Annotated in this window: 6 protein-coding genes; all 6 read right to left on the reverse strand. The window is 67.0% G+C overall.

Annotated elements, in window-relative coordinates; genetic code table 11:
• Positions 1-532: 532 nt before the first annotated feature.
• The 6 genes from CFP71_RS42215 to CFP71_RS42240 all read right to left on the reverse strand — a co-directional run bounded on the left by CFP71_RS42215 (position 533) and on the right by CFP71_RS42240 (position 4,068).
• Complete coding sequence (locus CFP71_RS42215) at positions 533-1,417, reverse strand: N-6 DNA methylase (protein WP_093939440.1); 885 nt, start codon at positions 1,415-1,417, stop codon at positions 533-535.
• Entirely contained in the window at positions 1,417-2,106 is a 690-nt protein-coding gene (locus tag CFP71_RS42220) for a hypothetical protein (protein WP_093939441.1), read from the reverse strand. The genes CFP71_RS42215 and CFP71_RS42220 overlap by 1 nt, the downstream gene beginning before the upstream one ends.
• A 754-nt stretch (positions 2,107-2,860) precedes the next feature.
• Complete coding sequence (locus CFP71_RS42225) at positions 2,861-3,085, reverse strand: hypothetical protein (RefSeq protein ID WP_093939442.1); 225 nt, start codon at positions 3,083-3,085, stop codon at positions 2,861-2,863.
• Between the two features lie 70 nt (positions 3,086-3,155).
• Positions 3,156-3,374 carry a hypothetical protein gene (locus tag CFP71_RS42230; protein ID WP_093939443.1) on the reverse strand — a complete coding sequence of 73 codons (219 nt, stop codon included), beginning with the start codon at positions 3,372-3,374 and terminating at the stop codon, positions 3,156-3,158.
• A 108-nt stretch (positions 3,375-3,482) separates the two neighbouring features.
• On the reverse strand, positions 3,483-3,704 hold the full coding sequence (locus CFP71_RS42235) for a hypothetical protein (RefSeq protein WP_093939444.1): 222 nt from the start codon (positions 3,702-3,704) through the stop codon (positions 3,483-3,485).
• Positions 3,705-3,843: 139 nt separating this feature from the next.
• A complete protein-coding gene (locus CFP71_RS42240) occupies positions 3,844-4,068 on the reverse strand; it encodes a hypothetical protein (RefSeq protein ID WP_093939445.1) in 225 nt (74 codons plus the stop codon).
• Between the last annotated feature and the right edge of the window lie 251 nt (positions 4,069-4,319).

A 4,319-nucleotide genomic window follows, 5' to 3' on the forward strand; every position in this document is an offset into this window, starting at 1 on the left:
TGAACTTGTGGTACCACGGGGGCATATACGAGTCTACCTTGAGCTGTGGCTGGGGTCGTGATTGCTTCGTCGACGACCTCCTTGACCTTGTTCTTGACGGCCTTCTTCGCGGCATCGCCGATCTTGCCCATCGGTAGACTCCTTAGTCTGATGTGTCGCCGTGAACTCCGGCGAGGGTGCGGGGGTTCCGCGGTGTTGGGGGCGGAACCAGCAGGAGCGGCGGTCGTGGACCGGCCGGGGTGTCGTGCTCGGACGTCCGGGTGGGATCGCGCGATAGCGCGACCGAGCGCAGCGAGGCCCTGTCTCACCCGGACGGCCGGGCGAACGGCACTTCGGGCGCAGCCACGACCGTCGATCAGCGTCGGTGAGCCCTCAACACGGACGGACCGCTGTTCAACCGCGCGTTGCGGCAGATCACTAGGTGCGAGTACGGCCGATGCCGCGAAGGCACCACCTGGAGCACGCATCAGATCAGCGGTGACACGTGCTCGCGTGGCTGCCGGCGAGTCGATGCGGTCAGGTAGCGCTCTGACTACCGCTCATCTCCTGTCATGGCATCGGTGGACGATGAGACGCTGCGCCGTCGCTGGGTGTCGGTCAGATCCATGACGGCCTTCAGCGCCGAGAGTTGCTTCATCAGGACGACCGGCTCTCTCCGTTCGGCGAGAGCACGCTCACGCCAATCAGCGGTCAAGGTGTTACCGACCCCGAGCAGTACATTCGTGCCCAGCCCCCAGAGCACCACGTTGATCGCGCAGCACGCGACAGCCAACTCGTCGACGTCATTGCCTTCCCACGACGCAGTCGCCGGATCGTTGCCAGCTTCCCGCATCGCCGCCGCGGCCGCGCGGAACATGCCGCCAGTCCCGCAGGCCGGATCGCCGATCGACTGGCCAGGTACCGGAGCTCCCACCAGACGTGCCATGACGTCGGTGACGCTCGCCGGCGTGTAGTACTGCCCGCGAGCCTTCCACGCCGATGCTGTCCGCACGGTGGTCAGCAGTGCGCCGAGCAGATCGATCTCCCAGCGGGTCGTGTCGGTGAGGGCGAACAGATCCCGCCGCAGTGCCTCGTGCGCGACGGCGCGCGCTGCGCGTGCCGTCTCCGGGGTCATCTGCCTGTCGCCCAGCCAGGGCTCGATCAGGGGCCAGGCCCGGTTCACCAGGTCCGGCCTGGCGAGGACGAACTCTTTCCACATCCGACGGACCAGGTCGGCGAAACCGTCGGGGTCGAGCGCGCTGATCGCGTTCACCAGCGTGTCCCGCCTCGACGGCGGCGGGGCGAGCAGCGACAGCACCGCCACCACGGACACGGGAACCTCGAGGTCGCCGTGACCGTGCCAGGAGTGCCAGACCTCGTCGACCCGTGCTGCGATCTTCTGGGCGTGCTCGTGCGGGTCACCACCGGATCGGGCCATCACGCCGGCACCCGCCGGTCGAGCTCCGCGGTGGCGAGCGAACGGATCGTCGCGACAATCTCGCCGTGCAGGCCAGCGTCGTTAGCTGGGTCGCGTTCTGCACTCTCCAGCCGCTCGGCCAGCTGTCGCAGGGCCGCGACAACATCCTGCGGGGTCACGGCGAGATACAGGGCACGGTCCAGCGCTCGGTGCGCCGTGGTCAGCTGCCGCCAGCGCGCGGCCGCCGCGGCGCGCGGAGGAGCAGTAAGGCTCCCGAGCCGCTGCGCGACGGCGGCGGCGTGCAGTCGCAGGAAGTGTCGGTAGGCCCGGATGAGTGCCACACGATCCGAGCCGGCAGGTGCCGCCAGCGTGCTCTGGACGAAGGCTTCGACGCCGGGATCGAGGATCTCGAAGATCCAGGGAAGGACATCGGGCGATGAGGCCTGGATCATCCAGGTCGTGACGTCGTCGGGCGCGCGCAGGAAGTAGCCGCCGGTCTTCTCGCTGACCAGCTGTGCCCTCCCCCCAGGAGTTTCCAGCTGCCACAGGGTGCTGTCGTCGATGGCGTCGATCCCGAAGTCCGGGATTCGAAACGCGGTCGTCAGTTCCCGGAATGTGGCGTCGAGTAGTCCTCGGACAGCCCATCCGGGCGCGGCGGCGCTGGGAGGCGAGTTGACGACGGTGAGGTCGGGACGGATGACGGCGGACATGGCCAGGTTCCGATCTACGGGCGCCGGAATACGTCCGGCGGGTCGGCACCCCGGTGCTCCGGGGTGCCGACCCGAGAGCCGTTGCCGCCCCTCTGCGCCTCACTGCGCGCTACACAAACTCGGCCGTCCGGGCGCAGGTGGGCGGCAACGGCTACCGTCGGGCCCTCCGGAACAGCGGGGACGACCATCCGCAGTGCGCTGAACTAGCCGCTCACAACCGAAACGAGCGGCTGGGCGGCAGCCCCGAAGTACTCACCAAGGAGGTTGGCGCCCGCTTGGACAGCGATCACACGTGCCGGTTCCACTTGGCAAGGGCAGTGCCCACAACGTCGGCGGCGCTCCTGGCCACCGGCAGCCGAGTTGCCTCACGTCGTCACCGTCCACCAGATGCTGCATTCGGCCCGACACGGTGATATGGGCGACCGACTCCACCTTCACGAGAACGGCCGGGCTGTCTCGAACGTGCTTCGCCGCATCTTCGAACACAGGAATGTGCGCGTGGCCCGGCAAACGAGGCGGCGAGTCTCCTAGCGGCTCGCCGTGTTGCTCAGCGCGGATCCGCCTGGCCGAACCATTCGTATCCACAGGCGAGGCGATTGATCTCGCCGTTCAGCTCCCGACTTTCGTCATGAGCCATGTGTGACTCGGCCTGGCCCAGATCTGCCAGGCCGAGTCACACATGGACAGACCATGCACGAGCACCGCGGGCACATGGCCGCAAGTAGTCTCCGGGCGGTGGGGCTCCCGCCCGCGGTCAGGTACGTTCGATCACGAACTGGATGAAGGTCGTCCGCCGCATCGGCGAGCCGTCGGGGTAGTCGTCACCGAGCAGTCTGGCGATCGCCGCCGCGTCGAGGTGGTCCTCGCGGTAAGCCTTCTGAATGCGGAGAATTGCGCGTTCGATAATGTGGTCCTTACCCCGGGTCGAGTAGCCGAGGAAGCTCATCGCTTCCGTAGCCAGCTTGTCGATGTTGCTCACCGCAGTCTCCTTATCATCGTCATGGTGCGGGAATATGCGGATCCCGCGGGGGCACGGGCCGAAGCCGTGGTCAGGTGCGGTCGATCACGAACTGCACGAACTCTTCGGTCCGCAGCGCTGCGGCCTTTCCTTCACCGGTCAGCATGTTCGCGATGGCCACAGCGCCGAGGTGGTGGCTTGTGCGCAGTTGCTGGATGCGCCGGACGACGTCTTCGAGGGCCGGGTCCCTGCGCGGAGCCCAGCCGAGGTGGATCGCCGAGTCCGCCACTAGCTTGTCGAAGCTGTTCATTGACTGGTTCTCCTTCGTTGATTAGGCCATGAATTCGGGGCCGACTCGAGGAACCTCTGGGGCCCGCACCGAAGGCGCTGGCGGACCCCAGAGGCTCACGAGGAAAGTTCAGCTCCGCGAGACCATTTCGGCGATCTTCGCCTTGAGGTGTTCCTTTTTGACAGAAATGGTCTTCCCGTTCACGGAGATCGAGATCAGGCCATCCTTATCGGTGAAGTAGCCCGGGGCTCGACGTCCGGCGGCGGTCCATGCCGCAGCCTCCGTGCCGGCCGAGCCTCTCGCCTCTTTGTTGTTGCCCTTGACCAGATATTCGAAGTAGCCCTTCGCCATAAGACGTCGGTCCTTTCCTGCGGTTGAAGTGGGCGCACGCCTGCGACCGGGAGAAGTGCTGCGCGTGGCGCGAAGTGGGTGTCAGCGGCTCCGCACTGTCCTATAAGGACTGCTCGATGCCGCTGTCATGCGGGAGTTCTCAGTACTCGCCGAGTTCGAGGTCGTGGATACTCGGCAGGTCTGCGGCTGCGGCGCGCGAGCACTCGGGCTTGTTGTGCTTGATGCGGCCGTCGAATTCCTTGCCGCAACCTCCGCAAGGACGACCGGAGACGACGCGCTTCTCCGTGGCAGCGGCGACGCCGCGCTTGGCCGACTTCGCAGCGGTCTTGGCCGCGCCCTTGACGAGCTTCTTGATCACTGCCATGCGATGGGATCTCCTGTTGGGGTGTCGCCGGGCACCGGCGAGGTGGTGCGCCCCGGGCTTGGGGGCGGAACCAGCAGGAGCGGCGGTCGTGGACCGGCCGGGGTGTCGTGCTCGGCCGTCCGGGTGGGATCGCGCGGTAGCGCGACCGAGCGCAGCGAGGCCCTGTCTCACCCGGACGGCCGGGCGAACGGCACTTCGGGCGCAGCCACGACCGTCGATCAGCGTCGGTGAGCCCTCAACACGGGAGCGGC

The sequence above is a fragment of the Amycolatopsis thailandensis genome (assembly GCF_002234405.1).
GTDB classification, from domain to species: Bacteria; Actinomycetota; Actinomycetes; order Mycobacteriales; family Pseudonocardiaceae; genus Amycolatopsis; species Amycolatopsis thailandensis.

Bases quoted from the DNA above. Each gene is read 5' to 3' on its own strand.
- CFP71_RS42215 (WP_093939440.1), bottom strand. From the start codon at position 1,417: ATGGCCCGATCCGGTGGTGACCCGCACGAGCACGCCCAGAAGATCGCA.
- CFP71_RS42220 (WP_093939441.1), bottom strand. From the start codon at position 2,106: ATGTCCGCCGTCATCCGTCCCGACCTCACCGTCGTCAACTCGCCTCCC.
- CFP71_RS42230 (WP_093939443.1), bottom strand. From the start codon at position 3,374: ATGAACAGCTTCGACAAGCTAGTGGCGGACTCGGCGATCCACCTCGGC.
- CFP71_RS42235 (WP_093939444.1), bottom strand. From the start codon at position 3,704: ATGGCGAAGGGCTACTTCGAATATCTGGTCAAGGGCAACAACAAAGAG.
- CFP71_RS42240 (WP_093939445.1), bottom strand. From the start codon at position 4,068: ATGGCAGTGATCAAGAAGCTCGTCAAGGGCGCGGCCAAGACCGCTGCG.